Below are 21683 nucleotides of genomic sequence, written 5' to 3' on the forward strand. Positions count from 1 at the left end.
TCGTTCTGTCTGCTGTTCCACGGCGAGAGCGGATTCGAGACGGTGGAGAAGGTTAGATAATCAGCCCGGCCAGGACCACGGTCAGGACGTATATCGGCGTGGCGACGAGGATGGATTTCCCGGTCTCGAAGCCGATCAGTGGCGCGTCGAGCCCGTTTCTGAGGCCGATCGACAGCGGCTGCAACAGGAGGCTGAGGATGACGATATAGAGGCCGACGACGACCGCGAGCGGCTCGACGGAGAGTTTCGCGGCGTCGGCCGAGAGGTTCGCGAACGTCACACCCTGACTGACCATCGCGTTCGCCAGCGCGACAGTCGCACCGGCGACGACCGGCCCGAATATCATGGCCGTGTTCTGGAGCGTGGCGGTGACCTGCGCCAGGTCACGCTGTGTTTTCTTTTCGACTTCCTGGAGTTCTTCGATGTGTTTCGACATCGAAACGATCGTCTCGCCGGCCGGTTGCCCCTCCTCTGCCGCGATCGCGAGCAGTGCGGCGGTCGCCCGGGCGCGCGCACTCGGCACGTCCTGAAGGACGCCGTACCGACCGAGAAACGCCTGCTTGACCGTGAGGTGGAGGCGGTGCTGACGGCCAGCTGCCTTCTCGAAAATGTCGCCTGTCCGGCCTGTCAGCCGGTCACCGGCGGTCGCGATAGCCGATTCGACCGCCTCGTTGTCGTCGACCTGTCGGCCGACCGTATACAGGGCGTCCGTCAGGTGACGCTCGACGTCGCGCACCGAATCGCGGACCTCGACGACCGGTTCGTAGTGGAGATAGAGGAACAGCCCGAGCCCGATACCGAGCGCCGCTATCGGCCCGAGATACGGAACGCCGAGCGGAATCGTGACCGCGTAGGCAGGGACGGCGGCGAACACTGCGAGACCGACGCCGACAGACCAGTGTCTGTCGACATCCGGGTGAGCCCGCGTCAGGTCCGGCGGCGGAAACGCCACCGGCCGTCGGGTGAGCAGCCACACGGCCGCGACGACGACGATGCCCGGCAGGACGAGTAGATAGACGATAGCGAACACCTCGACGGTGACCGAGACCCCCGCGATCGATATCGCCGGCATCAGTGCCACGAGCGCCAGTGGGAGCATGATACCGAAGGCGTACAGCGCCGTCGTCGGCCGTCGAATCGACTCGATGAACTCGGCCATTTCGTCGCGGGTCCCGGTGAGCATCGCTTCGAGCGCGCGATCCAGCGTCTCGTCGCGTTTGTCCGGACTGGCGTCCTGGGCCGTGTTGAGCAGGTGTGCCGAACGCTGGACAGAGGGGAAGTGTTCGGCCCACTCGTTAGCGAACGTCAACAGCCCGCTCCGGGGCGAGCCGACCGAGCGCTCGATATGGTCCTCCAGATGGCCATACAGGGGCTGCTCCCCGGTGTTGGCAGCGAACCGGACCGCGCTCTCGAGGGACGGCTCTATCTTCATCCGGAGGACGATACGGCCGATGAGATTCGGTGCCTGGCCGAGCGCCTCGGTCCGGTGGACGGCGGCCATGATCGGCGGGAGCGAATGGACGACGTGGATCGTCGCCGCCGAAAGCGCAAGCATGACGGCGAAGATCGCCGGCATCGGGAAGCCGAGCAACAGTAGCGGCGCGCTGAGAAAGAACACGGCTATCCCGGCACCGAAGCCCGCTCTGACGACCGTCTCGGGCGACTCCGACCAGCGGAGATACTCTATCGCTTCCAGGAGGTCCTCGCTCGTGTCGACCTCCCACGGGTAGAGCGTGGCGAGCAGCGGTATCGCGGTCCGAAAGTACCCTGCCATCGTTCTCACCGGTTGTGGACGTAGGACCGGGCGACCTCGTCCGGTGCGACGCGGCCGTCGAGCGCCAGCGCCTCCAGATGGTCGGCGCGCTCGTCGACGGCGGTCAGGAGGTCCGAGTACGTCTCGTTCGGGCCGCTTATCTTGTCCAGAAAGCGGCTCTCGCCGCGCCGGACCCGCCCGGTCGGTTTCGCCCGGTCGCCGTCGTAGCTGTACAGTGACTCGAACCGGATATCGTCGCCAGTGGCGGTGACGCCCTCGATGGCGGACAGTCGCCGCTTGCGGCCCTCAGGGGTGTCGTAGGCCTGCATCGTCACGACCAGGTCGGTCGCCCCGAACGACGACGGCGGGACCCCAAGGTCGGAGACGACGCGCTCGTAGACCTCGTCGGCCCCGTTGCCGTGTATCGTCCCGAGGACGGCGTTCGCGTTGGCACCGACGCGCATCGCCTCATAGAGGACCTGTGCTTCCTCGCCGCGTATCTCGCCGACGACGAGCGCGCCGTCGCCCAGCCTGAGCGCCGTCTTCAGCGCGTCCGCGGGCGACAGTTCGAGTCCGTCACCGTCGCCGGTCCGGAGCGCCTGGATGTCGCGACCAACCTCCTGAAGCGGTGTGACCGGCAGCTCAGGCGTGTCCTCGATGATTACGGTTCGCGTCTCCGGGGGAAGTTCATAGAGGAGTGTCCCGAGCAGCGTCGTCTTTCCGGCACCCCGCGTGCCGGCGATGAGCGCCGCAGCGTTGCGATCGATCGCAAGCGAGAGGAACGCGGCGGCCTCCGGTGAGAGCGTGCCGTTTTTCACCAGTGCCGGCAGCGTGAATCGGTCGTCGGACTTCTCACGGAACGCGAAGCCGGTTCCGTCTGCGACCGGGTCGGTGACGCCGGAGACGCGGAGTCCGACGCCGTTGTTCAGGTCCGCTGTCGCGTCGACCGTCGGTGCGGCCCGTGAGAACGCTCGGCCGCTGGTCCGGCGGATACGAGAGCCCAGCGCGCCGACACCAGTCGGCGAGAAGCGGACGTTCGTATCCATCGATTCCCCGTCGACGGTGACTCGAACCGGGTTCCGCTCGACCGGCGACGTCGCGAACACGTCGGTGATCCGGTCGTCGGCGAAGAAGTCCTCCAGGATACCGTAGCCAGTCGTGTGTTTCTTCAGAACGGACGCCAGAAGCGGGTCGTCGGGCTCCTCGGTGACGTGTTCGATCGCGTTCGACGACGCTTTATCACCGGTGATGTCACCGTAGGCGATCGCTTCGTACCCGTCGATGACGTGGGCGCGCTGTGTCGGAGAGAGGTTCAGATCGATCGTGTCGATGTAGTAAAGCGGGATATCGTCGGGCCGGTCGTAAATCCGTGCCTCGCTCTGTGTCTCGAGCGGTCGCGTGTTCCGCAGCTGGGCTCCCGAGGGCAGCGACGTGTCGACGTGGTGGCCGGCGATCACCAGCCCGACGAGCGGGTCGATGAGACTCTCGTAGCTGTCGATATCTCTGACAGCGTCCAACAGCCCGGACTCCATGCCGATCTCGACGAGCGGCCCGGTCCGAGCCCGCAACGTCGCGCCGACCCCGAGCGGATCTCGGAGGGCCTCTTCGGCCAGCTGTTCGTCGCGTCCCTTTGACCGTTTGTGATACCGCGCGGCCGACGAGAACAGTTCGAGCGTCTGTTCGTCATAGACGTACTCGATACCGTCTGATTCGGCGGCCAGATGTGTCGCGGTCTTTTCCGTGAGCGCCTCGGTGACCAGCCGTCTGGCCGCCGGGTCTCGCACGAGGTCCCACTCGAGCCCGTTGGCGTCGACGATCAACTTCGCCTCGTCCCACCTGACAGTCATCGGGGTCGAATCCGGTGAATCGTCCCCGAGATACGCTTCGAGCCCCGCTTTCGCGACGAGCGAATCGACGGAGAGCCCCGAGTCGGTATCCGACATGACAACAGTGGTACCGTGATACAATTTAAACCTGGACCCGCGACACGCTTCGAGACCATATTATTTCAATTTATATATATAATAAAATAAGTAACACTATTTTGTTGAATCGAAGAATCTATACTCTATTACAATATGTAGTATCCATGGTTCAGGTAGAAACTGACTGCCGGCAAGTAGGCGAGATCACGCTCGTCGAAGCAGCAGTCACGAACAACCGGTCGACGCCGCATACGGCCCGTCTCGAGAGCACGCTCGACGGGCCGACGTGGCCGCCTGTTCGGGACGGGGCTGTCCTCCCGGAGTGGAACGACGGGGTGTGGGAAACGACGATCAGACCGGGTGCGACAGTCGGTGTCGGGTTCGCTACGTCGGCCGAACCACAGATACCCGCAATGGAAGTCACGTCGCTGGAGCGGGTCGAAAGAGGAGGGGAATCCGACCGGGTCGCCTCGCTGCAGGACTGGTCGCCACCCCGAGATACACAGCCGGTAGACCGGTAAGATGATTCTGGCAGTGGCCGGCGGCAAGGGTGGTGTCGGAAAGACGACTGTCTCGATGAACCTGGGGGTGGAACTAGACGCGATAGTCGTGGACGGAGATCTGACGAACGCGGATCTACCCCACACCACCGGGCCGGACCTACACGACGTCCTCGCCGGCCACGCCGAGCCGTCGGAGGCGGTGACGGAGTTCGGCCCGCTCCACTTGCTCCCCTGTGGGCGCTCGCTGGAAGGGGCCCGTGCCGCTGACCTCTCCAGGCTAGAAACCGTGGTCGAGTCGCTCGAACGACGACACGGAAACGTGCTCATCGACAGTCCCGCGGGACTGGCCCAGGACGTCGGGACGATACTCGAGATCGCCGACGCGACGGTCCTCGTAACGACGCCAGAGGAGACGGCACTGGCCGACGCGACCAGGACCAAGGAGCTGGCGCTGGAACTGGACAGCCAGATCGCAGCCGTGGCGCTCAACAAGGTGCAGGGAGACGAGACGACGGTCGAGACACGCAAGGCGGAGGTTAGGGACCGGTTCAACGTGTCGACAGTCCCGATTCCGCAGACGCCCGCAATTGCCGAGTCACAGCAGGACGAACGGCTGCTAACGGAGTTCGCTCCGGAGAATCAGGCCGTAGATTGCTTCGCCGAGCTCGGCTGGATACTGCAGCGAAACCGCGACTGGATTGTGGGGTAGAGGTCTGCCGAGCGACCGCGCCAGTCGGTCTTTGATTTATATACGATAGCGAGGCAGTCTCGGTATGGAGGCTTTCGCCGATCGGTGGGTCATGTTCATGGGACTGACACTGTTTACCACTGCCGTACTCGGTCTCGTCCTCTCGATGCAGACAGTCCCGGCACCGGATGCGAACGAGGCCGCCAACACGATCGATTCGGCCGCCGGGAGCAAGGGCGGGACCCACGCGGAGTACGACCACGACGCAGAGGAGGTTCGGGTTCGAGCACAGAGCTTCAGCCTCAGAAACGAGGGGGGAACGTCCAGCGCGACAGTCGCGTTCGGCTCGCTGGTGCCAGTGAACGTCGGTGACAACCACTACGACCGGCTCGAACAGATACTGCTGGGCGAGCAGTGGCAGGACGTGTTCGACGACGAGGCGGCGTTCCGCGAGACCAGTGAGGAAGCGACCCAGAACGCGGTCGGCAACGAGGAGTGGAGAGAGACCAGCGGGACACTCAGAGTGACCACGGAGGTAGTCGACGGTGAGCAAATCACGATCGTGGCCTTCTGAGGACGAGCGCGGGGTGTCCTCGCCAGTCGTCGTCCTCATTTCCGTGGCGATGTTCTCGCTTGCGCTCTCGATGTATATGGGCTACTCGGAGAGTGTCGTCGATATGGGCGAGAGCGAGCGCGAGATAAGCGAACCGGCACTCGAACGCGTCTGGGACGAGATTTCGGACGACGGTGCGTACAACGTCGACGAGGACCTGGAGAACGCACTCTCGGTCGAAGCGCTCCCCAGGGGTCGAGACGTGTTAGTGGCGATTACCTACGTCGATGACAGTGGCGACACAGAGGTAGTCGATAACGTCGAGTTCGCAGCCGACGGGACGGCGAGTTCCTACAGCGAGACGCCGATGCCCGACCACGTCAACGCCTCGTCCCGGCCGATCGGCGTCAGATACAATCCACAGGATGTCAGGGGCGCACGGCTTCACGTCGGTGTGGTCTGATACCGCCGGCAGTTTGCGCAGGCACACGCTCGGGGGGTAGACAGCCAATATATTTCTATGTTTTTTGTTTTAGTTTAAGTAATATAGAGCTGTAACTACAGTATGCTTGCGTTCGGAGCACGTGACACAGGATTCGGCTGCCCTCCAGCGGTCGGGGCGGGCGCCGAACAGCCGTGGAAGCGGTCCGCCGGTATCGATGCGGGTTCGGGTGAGCGAGTGACCGATAGGACTTCGGTGAGTGCGCTCCGATGAAACCCTCGAACCGCGCAGTGAGTACCTCGATCGACGTGATCATCGCGCTGGTGGTGCTGAGTGGTGCCATCACGATGCTGTTCGTCTACGGTGGGTCGTCGTCGACGCAATCACCACGGGACGAAGAGGAGGCCGACCAGCTTGCCGACCTGCTCTCTACAGCGACAGTCGAGGTCAACTACACCGTCTGGATTACCGTCGGCCAGAGTACGAACAAATACGAGTTTACCGAGAGCGGCACTATCCTCCATCATCTCCGGCGCGCGACGATGCTAAACGCGACGTTCAGAACGGACGGCACACCGCAGGCGCTGTCGCTCCTTCCGCCGTGTGAAGCTGTCGCAAATGACTACCAGGGAGTTGTCAAAGAAGAGTACCTGGACGAGAAATCTGTCAACAACGAATCGCTCGACGACGACTGGTACTCGAACAACAGGCGATTCCCGCCCCGGTTCTACAACGAGAGCACCGGGAAAATAAAACACAAGTACCAGAAGTACAGGTTCAGGGCGTTCAAACCCAAGTACATCAACGACAGCGCCGAGAACGTCACGTTCGCCGACGAGTACACCGACGCGTCGGGCAATCTGTCCGAGGCGTATCTGAACGACGACGACAAGCCGAAGATGGAGCTCTCTATCGACGTCCTGCGCTCCGAAGTCGAAGACCAGCCGTGTAATCCGACCGGAGAACTTCACCCCGAGGTTCGACAGAAGTACAACGCGACCGAGCCGGCGTCACTGGACAGCGGGGCCGACGGGCGCACACCGTTTGTCAGGACCAATTACATGCAGAAGATAGACGCGGCAATCGACCAGCGGCTCCGGACCGAACTCGAGGAGTACCGGATCGAAACCACGTGGCAGCCGTTCGACAGAGCCGACGGCAACCGACCGTACATCGCCAGCCGGAACGTCATCGGCGACACGCCTGACCGAGACCAGGAGACGAACTCCGCGCGGCTTGTCGTCCCGAGCGGGTTTCCGGATGCCACGGAGATAGCGGAGCGACAGCGCAATAGCGGTCTCGCGGGCGCACTGGGGGCAGCCATCGCCGAGGGGTATTTCCCACGTGCCGATTCGAAGTACGCACTCGAGCGCGGGGAGGTCTCCCAGGCGTACGTCACGGACCGGTATCTCCGGATAGCGTCTATCGCAGTCGATAGCGAGGAGTCACAGGTAGGCCGCGAAATAGCCGAAGGCGTCGACAAGCCGTATGAGGCCGATACGAACAGACTCAGGACGGTAATCGCCGCCCTGTTGACCCAGAAGTTCTCCGAGCAAGACATCGCGACGGCCGACGAGGACCACGTCCGACAGACGCTCTCGACGGGCAAAGTAGACGTCGTCGTCATGACGTGGGAGGAAGAAGACGAATGACGAGGACAATCAGCCTCGCGTCGGACCAGCGAGCGCGTATCCCGTTTGCGGTTATCGCAGCGCTGCTGTTGGTCTCGAGTGGCACGGTCCTGTTCTTGCTCGAGAGCCGTGACGAGCCGAAAAAGACCAAGGACCCTGCCGAATCGGCCACCGAAACCAGAAGCGCCGTCAAGTCGGCTATGAAGATGGCGGCACGGGAGTCACTCGAAAAAGCAGGTGAGAAACCGGTCACGAAGACGGCAGACACACCCGCCGGGCAGGCGATATCCGACAGTAACACGTTCGAAGAGTACGTCAAGCTGCGCTACTATCTCAACCTGCAGCGCCGCCTCGAACGTATCGAGCGCCAGCAGTCCCGTATCCGTGGTGAGAACGTCACGGTCGAGATAGCGCTTCCGAGCGCGAGATACGAGGAGGACAGCATCGACGAGGCGATCGGCCGAATCGAAATAGATAGAGAGGACAAGCCGAATCCTGATGACAGCCCGACGGACGGGACGGCGGTGGAGTACGTCGAGCTAGACGCCGGGTCGGTCCCGATAGTCATCTACGAGGACGGCGAGGAGGTCTACCGGGAGAGGATGGATATGAGCGTGACGAGCCAGTCGGCCGTCTTCGACCTCCACGAGAAGACCAGGGAGTTCGAAACGTCGTACAACGAGAACCTCTACGCCAAGATGTACCCCGCGCTGACCGGGATGATATACATGAAAGCCATCCCCGAGCGGTTCCTCGGGGACCCCACCCAGCCCTTTGCCTTCGATAAACAGCTCACAAATCTGGAAATTCGCGAGTTGGCCAACCAGTTCGCTTACGACGAGATGCGCAACGTCTACGGCACCACGCCCGGAGATACCAACGCTCGCGAGGTCTCGGGTGGCTGTCTCGCGGTCTTCTATGCGTCCCGTCTCGGCTCGCCCGTCGGTGCGGACGTAGCCCCGCCGGACACTATCTGTACGGCGATATACCAGGAGGGGCTCGAGAGCGATAACTTCCCCAGGGGCGAGAGCATCACGGCGAACTTCGAGGAGATGAAAAACGAACGGGCACAGAACCCGAAAGGTGGCGCGAAACCGCCGTTCGACGACGGGAACTACTCCGACACGACGCGAGACCTCCGTGATGAGGTGGAGTCGGTCGACGGCACCGACCTCGAGTCCCGACTGGAGAACGAATCCGAGTTCACGTTGGACCGGGATACGATTACGCGGATAGCCTTCCAGAACGTCACTGGCAGGCCCTACAGCCCAAAGCAGGGTGACGCCGACAGGATTGCCGAGGTCCAGCAGAACATCAACGCGAGCGAGGAGTTCGGCGGTGAGAGTATCGACCAGCCGACCGACCAGCCCTGGCGGGGCGGGTCCTTCTCCGACGAGGTGCGCGATGTCATAAACGACACCTATACTGTCGCGTCCGCCGTCGAGGAGGTCCACCTCGCCGAGGGGTCGCTGAACGAGTCCTCGGACAAGCGGGTCGTCGAGACCGGGGATTTCAGCGTCGAGAAACAGCCAGACGGGGCCGACGGTTCGGTCCTCGTCAGACTGCCAGTGCGAATCGAAGAGGACGGCAACTGGACCAAACGGGTCGTGTTCAACGCGACTATCTCGGCTACGGGCAACTACAACTACAACACCACAATAAAAGAGCGGGGAATCAAGTACCCGGTGTCGCCGCCGGCATACGTCGAGACGTCCCAGTATCCGACGTTCATTGGTGGACTCTGGGGCTCGACGTTCGAGGCGAGCGTGACCGGCGACGACAACGCCAACGAGTCCGAGATCGAAGGGTATCTCGAGGACACTGTCAACACTAGCGTCACCACGACAGGCGAGTTCGAGAGTGCTCTCGCGGAGGGGGTCAACAGCGAGGGGACGAAGCTGGCCCACGAGCCGGAGATGGCCTCACGAAGCGCCTTCCAGAACTGGCTCATCGGAGAACTCCAAGACACTGTCAACGAAAGCAACAACGTCACCGTCGAGCGGAACATGACCACGTACCTCGACAACGACCAGCCGACCTTCAGAAAGCTGAAGATAAACGAGTCGGAACGGTCGACGCTGGTCTACGACAGTACGCTGAACGACGGCCAGTACGAGACACCGGCCGAGCGCTCGCTCGCGGAGCTCCGAAACCGGTGGGTGAACACGACGAACTGGTATCTCGAGAAGGCGGCCCAGCGAAAGCAAAACCGGGTCGATATGCTGGAAGAGAAACTCAATGACGGCCCCGGCCCGGACGAGATAGACGAGGCCTACGAACAGGGAATCGATAACGCCAGCAGCTGGGACGACAGTTTGTACAACGACTCCCGGGGGCCCGATTCCAGTTCGCCGTACCAGATTAACGTCGAGCCCGCGTGGATGGGGTACTTCCCGGAGACAGGCGACAACATGCAGTTTTCGAACCCCCGCGACGAAGTCAGAGAGGACACCGAGAACGTCCGGTTTACCGCGATGGCGAACCGGGAGGTGTTCATGCTGCCGACGCCTGGAATGCCCATCATTCCGCTCCCGGGCTTCTGGTACGTCTCGGCCAACAACTACTACGCCCACTCGAAAGGCGAGTATGCCAGGTTCCAGGTCAAGCCACGCGCCCCCGAGAACCACATCGCTAACACGTCGTACGTCAAGCAGCCGGGACCCGTCTCGCTCGAGTTCAACGGTCTCCGGCGGCCGGTCGGTCGGGTCACCCCCATCGACTACAGCATGCACTACGAGATGCCGGTGTTGATGGTCGGGAAGACGCCGGTCCAGGACGGCAACTGGGGCATCGGTGACTACATCTTCTCGAACCTGAACCCATTCATCGACTGTACGCCGACCTTCCCCAAGACGGGGACCGGCTCACACGACGAGGACCGACACAACACGGAGTGTGGCTCCGCCGGGACCATCGGTGAGACCGTCGGTGCAGTGCTGAGTATCGGGGCCGGCTCCTTCGGCGGCGGGAAACTCACCAGGAACCTGAAACGCCACGAACACATGAAGGCGACCAGACGGCAAGACGAGGCCATCGCCAGGAACCGAGGGTTCAACGACGAGATACGCCGGCTGCAACGCGAGATAGACGAGATAGACGGACAGTTGGGGGCCCTCGACCGCCAGAACCCGCGAAGCCTCGCCCGTCGGAGTGACCCCTCCCACTACAGACCGGCAGGGGACGTCCATACCAGACTCCGCGCGCGCCAGGCCGACCAGCGACGGGACCTCACCGCCCGGCGGGAGCAGTTAGAAGACCAGATGTACGACTACAACGGGATACATGCGAGAATCGAGCATTCCCAGGCAGGTCGGTACAGAGACGTACGGAGAGAGCGGCGAGATAACTTCAACAGACAGTACGAGTACAACACGTTGGGCCACCCGAGATATCACAAAGACCTGACTCAGAACACACGAATCAAGGTCATCCGCAACGGCTGGGACGACATCCCCGAAAACGACCGACCGGAGCTGTCGTCAGATTTCAAACGGTGGCGGAAGGTGTCCAAGACCGGTATCGTGCAAGGGACGGAACGGGCGGTAGACCACGGCGTCGCGATGGCGCTTCGGGACGGCAGCTACGACCGGGTCGAATGCCCCCGGAACGCGTACAAGGACCGGGACGACTACACCACCGGCTGTGACGACGACCAGCTCGAGGTCGAGGTGTATCCGGCCGACGACGGGACCGTCGTCAGCATCGAGAGCGAGATTCAGGAGGAGCTCGGCGACAGGACGCTGCACTTCCAGACGCGGCCGGACGTGCCGGGTCCGGAGGACGAGCGCCTGCTCCTGGGCGGCAACGACGATATCGTCTACGACAACATCGACTACTCCGCCAAACAGGACACCGTTACCTTCCCGATGCCACAGAGCGTCGGCAGCTACCAGGACACCGAGTTCCAGACCAACTACAGCGTCTACCTGAACCAGACCGCGGACGGCGACTACGCCTTCCAGAACAAGACCGGCGTCGTGAAGCCGGCCAGCGGTGCCCAGGAGGCCGCCCTGGCCGATACCAACATCACGGTCGTCGAACCACAGGTCGCCGGAAACGCCCCGATGCTGCGGGTCGTCTACGACGGGTACACCTTCCTCATCGCCCTGATGGAGGGTGAAGACGTCGACTGGGAGCGCTACCGGGACGCGCTCTCGGCCGGCCCCTTCGACCCCGACGCGGTCAACGTCTTCATCGGGTCGACCCAGGCACAAAAGGAGCTGAGCAGCGAGGTCTCGCCCCGGAGCAGCGTCGTCGTCGACGAGGGCGGCGTGTCGCCGGACCACGACTGCGTCGGCGACCCCATGAGCGTCTACTACGGCGACGAGACGGGCGAGCGCATCAAGTTCCGCGTCGACGAATCGGACCGCCTCTTCGGCCCCGAGGACGAACCAAACGAGTTCTGCTGACAGCGCCGCTTTTCGTTTCAGACGCCGAATAGCCGCCGGAGCTGACGTCTCGGTGTGGTCTCGGCATCGTCGCTCCTCGAAACTGTCGACATCGAGTCTGACACACACTGCCGACAGCGACGCCACTCTGTCACATGGAGAGGATTTCCGAATTGAACCGACACCAACAGCCCGGAAACGCACTGCCGTGTCAGTCGCTCTCTTTGAGAACTGCTTCCGGCGCCGACCTCGGCCGCCGCGTGAACTGCTCGGTGACGTCGACCCACTCCGCCTGGTCGATGAGCCCATCGCCAGACTCCTTCGAAACCGATATCTGATACGTCTGCCTGGCGCCGTGCTCTGTCGTCTCACAGCGCAGTATGAGATCGGCGAAACGCTCTGTCGTCACTCGGTTTCGCGGCGTGGGCGTCCGGTCCAGCGTGTGCAACAGCGCGACGCTGTCGGTCGCACGCACCGCGTCCGACACCATCTGTAAGAACTCGTAGTAGGCCTCCCGATCCTGTTGCTCCAGCCGGTCCATGGGGTCGATGACGACGTTTATCTGGTGGGGAAGCCGCCCGAGCAGCTCGCTCCCGCGCGTGAGCAGCGCCCTCTCGTCGAGCTCACGGACCGTCGGGTCACCAGTCTGAACCAGCGACGTCTTCAGGGCCTGACGAACGTCTTCCCGGGACCGCCCGACGGGGAGATAGAGGGTCCCGCGTTCCCGCGTGATAGCGTGCAACAGCAGTTCGGACCGGCTCCCCTGTTCGGCGCTGAGCGCGACGACACTACCCGCAGGAATCCCCCCCTGGAGCTCTCTGTCGACCGGTGCGAGCCCGGTCGGGAGCCGGATATCCGGATGTCGTCGGGCGGGTGCTGAAGGGCGATTCCGGTTCGAGAGCAGTTCGGCGGCGATGTGATCGTAGGCCTCGCGGGCCTGTCTGTCACGCTCGGCCGACTGAAAGGGCGGGACCCGTCCGAGGAGCGGAACGTCGAACCGCGCTCGAAACCCGATTGGCAGCTGCTCGCTCTGGTTCAGGACGACACCCGCGACCGGCGTGCCCTGTCGCTTGGCGAGGTCGATCGTCTTCCCGGCCGACGTGAGACTCCGCTCGGTCCCCGTCGTCACGACGACGACGCGGTCGGCCGCGTCGATTGGCCCGGCAACATCGGGACCCGCGCCCGCCGGACAGTCCACGAGCGCCTCGCCAGCCGATGTCGAGAACCGGTCGAGCAAGTCTGCCAGGTCGACCATCTCTGAATCCAGCGGCGCCGGGAGCACGCCCGCCTTCGTCGCTCCCGGCAACGGTTGTGCGATCGCCGCGGCATCGTTGTTCTCCTCGACCGTGGCAACGGTCGGTTCTCGGTCGATGTCAGCGGCCACGTGAAGATTGGGGAGCTGCTGGTCGGCGTCGATAACGAACGACAGCCGCCCCGCTCTATCGAACGCCCGAGCGAGTCCGAGCGTCGTCGTGGTCTTGCCACACCCGCCTTTGGCTCCGGCAATCGCTATCATACTAGCTCTGTGTCCTCATCGTTTTTGAACCCGAACATCCGCTGTTCGGCCACGCGATAGCAACAGAGCTCACGATTCATCCCCCAGTGACTCGAGATCCGAGAGGGTAGAACGCAACGTCAGCCGGGCAACATCCGCTAGCTCACACAGGTCCTCCTGCCTGACAGCAACGCCGGACTGCTGTGCGGCCTGATAGAGACAGGCAGCCGCTACGCCGCTCGGGTTCTTCCCGCCGATGAGTGACTGCTCTCGAAGCGCAGTGACGTAGTCGCTGGCGCGCTGCTCGACAGCCACCCCCAGGTCGAGTGCCGACGCGTACCGGGTCAGGTACTCCCGCGGGTCGATCGGCCCGACCTGTAACCCGAGTTCCCGGTTCATCGCGTCGTAGGCGACCCGCAACTCGTCGCGCGTCGCCGAGGAAACCGTCGCAATCTCGTGTCGGGTCCGAGTGAGCGACTGGGTCCGACAGACGGCATAGACCGACGCCGCGGCAAACCCCTCGATAGAGCGACCGTAGAGCAGCTCCTCCTCCTGGGCAGAATCGAACAGCGCACAGGCCTGGTCGCGAATCGAGTCCGGAAGCGAGAGCGACGACGTCACCTGGCGAATCTCCGTATACGCATACAGCTTGTTTCGGTCGCTCTTCGAAGACAGGTGGGCCCGCGTGTGCTGGCGGCGCAACCGGGCGAACTGACGCTGTTTCTCGCTCGACACCTCCGCACCCGTTCCGTAGCCGATCTCCGTCGATAGTCCGTTATCGTGGCGCGCGTCTGTCGTCGGCGCGCCCGTCCGACGTTCCTGCGTCTCGCCGTCTGAACGCCCCCAGTCGGGCCCCAGATCGAGTTCGACGCCTCCGACCACGAGACCGCAGTCAGAGCAGACGACCTCGGACTGCTCCTGTCGCAGGTCGCCACCACACTCTGTACACCTTCGCGCGTCGTGTGAGTAACTGACTACTCTATTCGTGTTATGCATGTGAACCCCTCTGGTTGCTGCCTCTGAAATTTCCTCATCTAATGAAGATGAATAAATCATATACTTTCTCGATATTAAACCCACCTATTATAGTTATATTTTTTATGAATTGGGTGGCAGACGAGCACATAGTGAGACGTCGATAAATCGACTTGCCAGTAAAGGACAGCTATAGCCGGAAATCAGCCGCCACAGATTCGGTTCGGCTACGACAGTACAGGGTGGGACGAGTCGTTTTTTGTCCCTCATGCGATATTACCAGCGGTAAAATCATACCTGTCCGCGGTCGGCTGCCAACTTGATAACCACCGCGACAGGAGCAACTAACGACGATCAGTCCGCCCAGCGAAATCCGCGAGAGCACAGTAGCGAGAAGGCCACTCTGTCCGTTGCCCTCCGGTCACGCCGATATCGCGCTACTCGTCGTCAACATCGTCGCAGCCTGTTCGCGACACAGAAGGCCAAGCGCCAGATTTGAACCGGAGCGAGACTCCTCCGTTCGTCTCTCATGACTCAAATCGGCGTGGCTTCCACTCCTCACGTCCGTTTGTCGCAAAAAGCCAAGGGCCGGATTTGAACCGCGGTCACAGCGAAGCTGTTCCCTGCTTCAAATCACGACCGTTCTATGGATGTCGCTCACGACTTTGTTCGCGACAGCAAGCCAAGGGCCGGATTTGAACCGGCGATGGGCGGCTCTGCAGGCCGCTGCGTTAGGCCGGACTCTGCCACCTTGGCGCACTTGTTCGTAAACGAGTCGCTCGCTTAAGGGTAGCGAATTCCGCTAGCCCTCACCTTCAGACTGCCCGGGCTCGCCGACACCTTCGACGGGGACCGTGTTGAAAATCGACGACTGTGCCTCTTCGGCGGAGTCGAACTGGTCGTCTTCCAGACGGCCCAGCACCTCATCGAGGGGTTCGGAGCCGTCCGCGTACACGAGCTCCACGTCGTCGAACTCCTGTCGGGCAGCATCGACCGACAGCGGATACGTCGCAGATTCGAGCAGTTCCGTGAGTTCGTTCAGTTTGACATCGCGAGTCATACAGAGATGATTCTACGCGCAGCAACTTAGCTACTCGCTGTCATAAATACGAAAAGCCACCGGGGAGAGATGACTCTCCTCGGTGGCTAATGAATGGTGGCGGCGAATCGGATTTCCCAGAGGCTCGCGCACTCCAGTACTCACCGAAACGCTGGTGAGCTTATCTTCCGTGTTCGGGATGGGTACGGGAGGCAACCTCACCGCTATGGCCGCCTAACGCCGAGTCGTGGAGTCGAACCACGATGGTATACCCTTCTCGGTTGGCAGATGTTTCAGTACGTGCGATCCAGTTTGCGCCTGGACTCGGTCAGTCGACGAGATAATCGTCGGTGAATCGAGTCACAGTGCGTATGAATGATGGCTTTGAGTTGTTAGTGCTCGTGGGCTAAACGCCTCGTTACCTCGGCGCGTACACCCCGAGTCTATCGACCGCGTCTTCTACGCGGACTCTCGGCGGTGTCTCTTTTCCAAGTGGGTTTCGAGCTTAGATGCGTTCAGCTCTTACCCCGTGCTGCGTGGCTACCCGGCACGTGCTCTCTCGAACAACCGGTACACCAGTGGCAGCCAATCGTAGTTCCTCTCGTACTATACGATCGTTCTTGTCAGACACCATTACACACCCAGTAGATAGCAGCCGACCTGTCTCACGACGGTCTAAACCCAGCTCACGACCTCCTTTAATAGGCGAACAACCTCACCCTTGCCCGCTTCTGCACGGGCAGGATGGAGGGAACCGACATCGAGGTAGCAAGCCACTCGGTCGATATGTGCTCTTGCGAGTGACGACTCTGTTATCCCTAGGGTAGCTTTTCTGTCATCAATTGCCCGCATCAAGCAGGCTAATTGGTTCGCTAAGACCACGCTTTCGCGTCAGCGTTCCTCGTTGGGAAGAACACTGTCAAGTCATCTTTTGCTCTTGCACTCTTCGCCGGGTCTCTGTCCCGGCTGAGATGACCTTAGGGCGCGCTCGATATCTTTTCGAGCGCGTACCGCCCCAGTCAAACTGCCCGGCTACCGGTGTCCTCCTCCCGGAGTGAGAGTCGCAGTCACCGACGGGTAGTATTTCACTGTTGCCTCGGTGGCCCGCTAGCGCGGGTACCTGTGTAATGGCTCCTACCTATGCTGCACATCGGCGACCACGTCTCAGCGACAGCCTGCAGTAAAGCTCCATAGGGTCTTCGCTTCCCCCTGGGTGTCTCCAGACTCCGCACTGGAATGTACAGTTCACCGGGCCCAACGTTGGGACAGTGATGCTCTGGTTAATCCATTCATGCAAGCCGCTACTGATGCGGCAAGGTACTACGCTACCTTAAGAGGGTCATAGTTACCCCCGCCGTTGACAGGTCCTTCGTCCTCTTGTACGAGGTGTTCAGATACCTGCACTGGGCAGGATTCAGTGACTGTACGAGTCCTTGCGGATTTGCAGTCACCTGTGTTGTTACTAGACAGTCCGAGCATCCGAGTCACTGCGACCTGCTCCGTTCCGGAGCAGGCATCCCTTATTCCGAAGGTACGGGACTAACTTGCCGAATTCCCTAACGTCGGTTGCTCCCGACAGGCCTTAGCTTTCGCCGCTATGGACACCTGTGTCGGTTCTCGGTACGGATATCATACTCGCCTTTTCACGGGCCCCAGGTTGAACCATATTTCTCTATCTCGCCGTTCGTCCGCTTCGTGCCATTACGGCTTCCACGGAGTTTGACGATTCGACCGGGCGAAAGCCCGGCATGGTCGACCCCAGGGCGTCAGCTTTGGATGTATGATAGCACGGGAATATTAACCCGTTTCCCATTTCGTCTCAGTCGAGTTACGGTGAGACTTAGGACCGGCTAACCCTCAGCTGATCAGCAGTGCTGAGGAACCCTTATCCATTAGGCCGTCGGGGTTCTCACCCGACTATCGCTGCTACTATGGCCAGGATTTTCGTCACTAATCGGTCCACAGGAGTTCTCACCCCTGCTTCCATCCAATTAGAGCGCCAATCTACTCGATTGCCCGATAAAGGGCACGGATAGGTCTCGGTGGTGGATTTGAGTCCCGATCATTTTGGGCGCCTCAAACCTCGGCCGGTAAGCTGTTACGCTTTTCTTAGAGGGTAGCTGCTTCTAAGCTCACCTCCCGGCTGTCTAGGGCTCGAGACCACCTTCAGAGGATTACACTTAATCCACACTTGGGGACCTTAACCTATCTCTGGGTTGTTCCCCTCCTGGTGCACAGGCTTACCCCGCACACCGGAATCCCCGCGTCAAACGGCGTTCGTAGGTTTGGAGTTTGACAGGTGTGCCGACTCCTCTCGGAGGCGGTCACACCAATCGGTCGCTCTACCCCACGAACTACCTCGGCGGAGGTCATGCTTCGACATGTTTCGATTGGAACCAGCTGTTGCCGGACTCGATGGGCCTTTCACCCCTACACATAGATCACGAGAGGGTATTGTAGGACACCAACTCTAACAGGCCTCCACGTGCCTTTCGGCACGCTTCACCTTGTCCATGCGTAGATCGTCCGGATTCGGGTCGTGTCAGTGTGGCTCCCCGCCCTTGAAGACGGCGGCCCTCGTCGTAAGACTGCGGCCATGTCGGTTTCCCTGTGCCTCCCCCGATGCTCGGGTTAGACTTGCCATACAGACACACTCCCTGGCTCGTTTTTCAAAACGTACGACAGAACATCGGCTTCCCGTGAGTCTTACTGGAGACTCGCGTCTCGGTCATTCGTCAAGGGACCTTGTATGCCCTGTCGCTCCATCGCCAACTGAGTTCATGCTCTATTTCACCTCCCTTCTGAGGGTACTTTGCAGCGTTCGTTCACACTACTTGTGCACTATCGGTCTCGAGGAGTGTTTAGCCTTCGCAGTCGATGCCTGCGTTGTTCGCGAGGGATTTCCAACCCCCGCTACTCCGGAACTGACGCACAACGTACTGGCCTCGTGTACGGGGTTGTCACCCTGTATCACGCCCTGTTCCAAGGGACTTCTACGAGACGGTCTGTTGCTGAGAGTCAGTCCAAACACCACATTGGTCGTGAGACCTTCGGTTTGGGCTGTATCGCGTTCACTCGCGGTTACTGACGACATCACGTTGCGTTTTCTTGTCCTCCCGATACTGAGATGTTTCAGTTCTCGGGGTTCCTCATTGCGCGAAGCAATTGTTGAAGAGATTCTCATTCGGAGATCCTGAGTTCTTAGCCTCCGTGCGGCTCCCTCAGGCTTTTCGCAGCTTGGCACGTCCTTCTTCAGCTCTCGAGCCGAGCAATCCACCAGCTGGCATAGTAGCCAACGTCGTTGTGACTCGTATAACTGAACGAGTCCAGTGGACGCCTGGATCGCACGTACACGCGGTTTCATACTCGCCCCCAAGGTGGTAGATGGTGGGCGAATCGACCCTTCCCAACCTCGGTTTTACCCGGGATGGTGCATCTGTCGTCGTACCAGATTCGAGCGCCGTCCCACACTTAAGGGGCTCGGTTCGGAGCTGGTACGTCGTATGGACCCACTGGGATTTGAACCCAGGGCTTCCTCCTTGCAAAGGAGGTGCTCTGCCGCTGAGCTATGGGCCCGGCAGATCCGCAGGCGTGAGCCCTGATAGTTCATAGGTGCCCGGTCGGCGAGATAGTCATCGAACATCCATGTAGGTGGGTCAGGCCAGAGGCCTGATCCCGATCAGTAGGAGGTGATCCAGCCACAGATTCCTCTACGGCTACCTTGTTACGACTTAAGCCCCCTTGCGGAGCCCAGATTCGACCATCGCATGATGGCCTCATCCGGACCCCACTCGGGTGCTTTGACGGGCGGTGTGTGCAAGGAGCAGGGACGTATTCACCGCGCACTTATGATACGCGATTACTACCGAATCCAGCTTCATGCGGGCGAGTTTCAGCCCGCAATCCGAACTACGACTGCGTTTAGAGATTAGCTTCGCCTCTCGGCGTTGCATCCCTCTGTCACAGCCATTGTAGCCCGCGTGTTGCCCGGTCCATTCGGGGCATACTGACCTACCGTTGCCCGTTCCTTCCTCCGCTTTAGCAGCGGCAGTCCTCCTAGTGTACCCAACTACCTCAAGGGTATTGCTGGCAACTAGAAGTGCGGGTCTCGCTCGTTGCCTGACTTAACAGGACGCCTCACGGTACGAGCTGACGGCGGCCATGCACCTCCTCTCAACAGCTCGGGTAAGTTCGTCAAACTGACCGTCGTTACTGTTGTCGGGACCGGTGAGATGTCCGGCGTTGAGTCCAATTAAACCGCAGGCTCCTCCGGTTGTGGTGCTCCCCCGCCAATTCCTTTAAGTTTCATCCTTGCGGACGTACTTCCCAGGCGGCTCGCTTCTCGGCTTCCCTAGGGCGCAGCGCAGGCTCGTAGCCTACGGCACACCTAGCGAGCATCGTTTACAGCTAGGACTACCCGGGTATCTAATCCGGTTCGAGACCCTAGCTTTCGTCCCTCACTGTCGGGTCCATTCTCCTGAGGTGGTTTCCCCATTGGTGGTCCGTCCAGGATTACAGGATTTCACTCCTACCCCGGACGTACCCCTCAGGTCTTCTGGCCCCAAGCCAAACAGTTTCCACCGGACGCCCACGCGTTGAGCGCGTGGATTTCCCAATGGACTTGCTTGGCCAGCTACGGACGCTTTAGGCCCAATAATATCGGTCATCACTCGTGCTGCCGGTATTACCGCGGCGGCTGGCACCGGTCTTGCCCAGCACTTGTTCCTGTACCTCCCTACGGTACAGAAAAGCGAGGACTATATGCCCTCGCACTCGGAGTCCCCTTATCGCACTGTCGTGCAGTGTAAAGGTTTCGCGCCTGCTGCGCCCCGTAGGGCCCGGTATCTTGTCTCAGATACCGTCTCCAGGCTCTTGCTCTCACAACCTGTACCGATTATTGGCATGGTGGGCCATTACCCCACCATCTACCTAATCGGCCGCAGCCACATCCTATGGCGCCGGAGCGTTTCTCACTCTCTGCACTCCAGCATGAGAGTGATATCAGGGATTAGCCTCAGTTTCCCGAGGTTGTCCCTGTCCATAGGGTAGTTTGGCCACGTGTTACTGAGCTATATGCCGCGGGTCTAAACCCGCGCGACTAGCATGGCTAAATCGGACTCCAATAGCAATGACCTCCGGCAGGATCAACCGGAATGTATCCCGGCACGAAGCCGGGGGGTTAGGCGGGTCACACTCCAGATGGAGTGTGGTCGCTATCGAAGGGTGTTCGAGGACACTCGCCGACCGAGTGTCACCGAACTATCAGGGCTCACATCAGATCCCATCTTGACGGCGGACCGCAGGGGTGGAATCCTCATTTCTCCGGACCTGCATGTTCTCCCGAAGCCATCTTAAAGGCTTCGAGTTCCGGTAGCGAGTTGCCTCGCCGCAGTGTGGTGGCCGGGTTTCGTCGGCCCCGGCCAGGCCTCGTTCGCGTTCGATCCGAATACCCTGTTACACTTAAGGGCATCGGAGTTCGCTCGCGTCGAACCGCACGACGTGAGCGACCTTCGCGTTCCATCCGAACACCCTGTTACAATTAAGGGCGTCGGTTGGGACGAGGCCCGACCGGGGAAGTGTCGTCCCCGACCTCGTTCGCATTAGACTCGATGGGAGTGTCATACTTAACCTCGTCGGACGACGGCCGCTTCGGCAGGCGATTACACGGGTGAGTGACCCCCATACGGTAGACAGCAACACGGTAGCAGAACTGCAGACTTCGAACAGCTGGTACCCAATTAGTGTACGCTCTTCGTGTGCGCGCTCACGCGCGCGATAGTTCTGACACACACTGGCCACAGCGAACAGGCGCACTATCGTCCACAAAAAGTCCGTACAGAAGGGAACTAGATGTCGTCGAGGTGTTCGACGCCCTCTTTCGAGACGTTCCCTTTCGTGATGTCGCCCGGCATCCAGTCCGGTTTGTCGTCGGGCGCTGTTTCGACCCAGGCCCACGCCTCGTAGATGTGGACCTTGTGGGTGCCCTTCTCCCGGAGCCGTATCTCCTGTCGGTCTGCTTCGTCCTCGCTGTCGGCCGGGTCGAGCCGCCGGGCGGCCTTCAACGCAGCCTGCCGGGGCGTCCCGCCTGAGAAGACGCTCGATTCGTCACCATCCTCACGGAGCGCAAAGTTGCGCTTGTCGCTGTCGCGTGCCATGGTTTTCTCCGCTCCATGTCAACTCAAAACATGGCACAACATAAATATACCCCCCGAATGAGCCTCCGTCGCGGGGTACGTTTATATATTAGAACTCGAGAGATGCTGTATTCGGCCACGATTGGGCCGGAAGCGC

Annotated in this window: 12 protein-coding genes, 2 tRNA genes and 3 rRNA genes; 6 read left to right on the forward strand and 11 right to left on the reverse strand. The window is 60.9% G+C overall.

What is annotated here, in order from left to right:
• Positions 1 to 52 precede the first annotated feature (52 nt).
• Together P1K32_RS06620 and P1K32_RS06625 are read right to left on the reverse strand one after the other, a co-directional pair.
• Positions 53 to 1774, reverse strand: coding sequence for a secretion system protein (locus tag P1K32_RS06620; RefSeq protein WP_276251892.1), 1722 nt, complete (start codon positions 1772 to 1774; stop codon positions 53 to 55).
• 5 nt (positions 1775 to 1779) lie between these two features.
• Entirely contained in the window at positions 1780 to 3696 is a 1917-nt protein-coding gene (locus P1K32_RS06625) for a type II/IV secretion system ATPase subunit (RefSeq protein ID WP_276251893.1), read from the reverse strand.
• Between the two features lie 146 nt (positions 3697 to 3842).
• On the opposite strand from P1K32_RS06625, the gene P1K32_RS06630 reads away from it, so the two are divergent.
• The 6 genes from P1K32_RS06630 (at position 3843) to P1K32_RS06655 (ending at position 11904) form a co-directional block, all read left to right on the forward strand.
• Entirely contained in the window at positions 3843 to 4199 is a 357-nt protein-coding gene (locus tag P1K32_RS06630) for a DUF7857 domain-containing protein (protein ID WP_276251894.1), read from the forward strand.
• A gap of 1 nt (position 4200) precedes the next feature.
• Positions 4201 to 4890, forward strand: coding sequence for a MinD/ParA family ATP-binding protein (locus P1K32_RS06635; protein WP_276251895.1), 690 nt, complete (start codon positions 4201 to 4203; stop codon positions 4888 to 4890).
• Positions 4891 to 4954: 64 nt separating this feature from the next.
• On the forward strand, positions 4955 to 5443 hold the full coding sequence (locus P1K32_RS06640) for a DUF7283 family protein (RefSeq protein ID WP_276251896.1): 489 nt from the start codon (positions 4955 to 4957) through the stop codon (positions 5441 to 5443).
• Positions 5415 to 5885, forward strand: coding sequence for a DUF7285 family protein (locus P1K32_RS06645; protein WP_276251897.1), 471 nt, complete (start codon positions 5415 to 5417; stop codon positions 5883 to 5885). Before P1K32_RS06640 ends, P1K32_RS06645 begins: the two co-directional genes overlap by 29 nt.
• 269 nt (positions 5886 to 6154) lie before the next feature.
• Positions 6155 to 7516, forward strand: coding sequence for a DUF7284 family protein (locus tag P1K32_RS06650; RefSeq protein ID WP_276251898.1), 1362 nt, complete (start codon positions 6155 to 6157; stop codon positions 7514 to 7516).
• Complete coding sequence (locus P1K32_RS06655; protein WP_276251899.1) at positions 7513 to 11904, forward strand: DUF7286 family protein; 4392 nt, start codon at positions 7513 to 7515, stop codon at positions 11902 to 11904. Before P1K32_RS06650 ends, P1K32_RS06655 begins: the two co-directional genes overlap by 4 nt.
• Positions 11905 to 12094: 190 nt before the next feature.
• Here the strand turns inward: P1K32_RS06655 and P1K32_RS06660 are convergent, their stop codons facing one another.
• From P1K32_RS06660 to P1K32_RS06700, 9 genes are all read right to left on the reverse strand, one after another.
• On the reverse strand, positions 12095 to 13399 hold the full coding sequence (locus P1K32_RS06660; protein WP_276251900.1) for a DUF7125 family protein: 1305 nt from the start codon (positions 13397 to 13399) through the stop codon (positions 12095 to 12097).
• Between the two features lie 69 nt (positions 13400 to 13468).
• Positions 13469 to 14374 carry a transcription initiation factor IIB gene (locus tag P1K32_RS06665; RefSeq protein ID WP_276251901.1) on the reverse strand — a complete coding sequence of 302 codons (906 nt, stop codon included), beginning with the start codon at positions 14372 to 14374 and terminating at the stop codon, positions 13469 to 13471.
• Between the two features lie 659 nt (positions 14375 to 15033).
• Positions 15034 to 15109 (reverse strand) — tRNA-Cys (locus P1K32_RS06670).
• A 46-nt stretch (positions 15110 to 15155) separates the two neighbouring features.
• Positions 15156 to 15413: a DUF5789 family protein gene (locus tag P1K32_RS06675; protein WP_276251902.1), complete on the reverse strand. Its 258-nt coding sequence runs from the start codon at positions 15411 to 15413 to the stop codon at positions 15156 to 15158.
• Between the two features lie 94 nt (positions 15414 to 15507).
• Positions 15508 to 15630 (reverse strand): 5S ribosomal RNA (rrf, locus tag P1K32_RS06680).
• A 134-nt stretch (positions 15631 to 15764) separates the two neighbouring features.
• Positions 15765 to 18694 (reverse strand): 23S ribosomal RNA (locus tag P1K32_RS06685).
• A 202-nt stretch (positions 18695 to 18896) separates the two neighbouring features.
• Positions 18897 to 18968: transfer RNA gene (locus P1K32_RS06690), tRNA-Ala, on the reverse strand.
• A gap of 108 nt (positions 18969 to 19076) precedes the next feature.
• Positions 19077 to 20547 (reverse strand): 16S ribosomal RNA (locus tag P1K32_RS06695).
• The 16S, 23S and 5S rRNA genes sit together here with 1 tRNA gene alongside, the layout of an rRNA operon.
• A gap of 691 nt (positions 20548 to 21238) precedes the next feature.
• Positions 21239 to 21547, reverse strand: a complete 309-nt coding sequence (locus P1K32_RS06700) for a non-histone chromosomal MC1 family protein (protein ID WP_220588064.1) — start codon at positions 21545 to 21547, stop codon at positions 21239 to 21241.
• Positions 21548 to 21683: the final 136 nt, after the last annotated feature.

The sequence above is a fragment of the Haloarcula rara genome (assembly GCF_029338235.1).
In the GTDB taxonomy this organism is placed as follows: Archaea; Halobacteriota; Halobacteria; order Halobacteriales; family Haloarculaceae; genus Haloarcula; species Haloarcula rara.

Excerpts from the sequence above, each read along its gene's own strand:
- P1K32_RS06635 (WP_276251895.1), top strand. The coding sequence starts at position 4,201 with ATGATTCTGGCAGTGGCCGGCGGCAAGGGTGGTGTCGGAAAGACGACT.
- P1K32_RS06630 (WP_276251894.1), top strand. The coding sequence starts at position 3,843 with ATGGTTCAGGTAGAAACTGACTGCCGGCAAGTAGGCGAGATCACGCTC.
- P1K32_RS06655 (WP_276251899.1), top strand. The coding sequence starts at position 7,513 with ATGACGAGGACAATCAGCCTCGCGTCGGACCAGCGAGCGCGTATCCCG.
- P1K32_RS06700 (WP_220588064.1), bottom strand. The coding sequence starts at position 21,547 with ATGGCACGCGACAGCGACAAGCGCAACTTTGCGCTCCGTGAGGATGGT.
- P1K32_RS06675 (WP_276251902.1), bottom strand. The coding sequence starts at position 15,413 with ATGACTCGCGATGTCAAACTGAACGAACTCACGGAACTGCTCGAATCT.
- P1K32_RS06620 (WP_276251892.1), bottom strand. The coding sequence starts at position 1,774 with ATGGCAGGGTACTTTCGGACCGCGATACCGCTGCTCGCCACGCTCTAC.
- P1K32_RS06660 (WP_276251900.1), bottom strand. The coding sequence starts at position 13,399 with ATGATAGCGATTGCCGGAGCCAAAGGCGGGTGTGGCAAGACCACGACG.
- P1K32_RS06640 (WP_276251896.1), top strand. The coding sequence starts at position 4,955 with ATGGAGGCTTTCGCCGATCGGTGGGTCATGTTCATGGGACTGACACTG.
- P1K32_RS06665 (WP_276251901.1), bottom strand. The coding sequence starts at position 14,374 with ATGCATAACACGAATAGAGTAGTCAGTTACTCACACGACGCGCGAAGG.
- P1K32_RS06625 (WP_276251893.1), bottom strand. The coding sequence starts at position 3,696 with ATGTCGGATACCGACTCGGGGCTCTCCGTCGATTCGCTCGTCGCGAAA.